General features: G+C 41.4%; 1 pseudogene. It reads right to left on the bottom strand.

Going from position 1 to position 292, the window contains the following annotated elements:
* Positions 1–58 precede the first annotated feature (58 nt).
* Positions 59–292 (bottom strand): annotated as a pseudogene (locus JKP73_RS22825) (homoserine kinase); the annotation flags it as partial.

The raw sequence follows: 292 nt of genomic DNA, 5'->3' as shown, positions 1-292 counted from the left end.
AGTACAAAAAGTGTTGTTGGTTGCATTAATGAAATCCTAAAAAGAAGTGGCAGAATGATCATTCTGCCACTTCTTTATTTGTCGATACTTGTACACCATCATTATCAACTTCTAATTTTTGAATGAGATAGGAAGGGAAAAGCTCTTGCATCTTACCGCCGCTTTGTCCCCCACTGCCACTTGGGACAAATGCGATCATCGTCGGTCCCGCACCGCTGATAACCGTTCCGTAGGCACCAAATTGTTTTGCTTTTTGTTTGATAGCAAGATAGTTCGGAATGATAGATGAACG

The sequence above is a fragment of the Virgibacillus salexigens genome (assembly GCF_014905415.1).
Taxonomy (GTDB): domain Bacteria; phylum Bacillota; class Bacilli; order Bacillales; family Amphibacillaceae; genus Virgibacillus; species Virgibacillus salexigens.
This window is presented reverse-complemented; position numbering and strand designations above follow the sequence as displayed.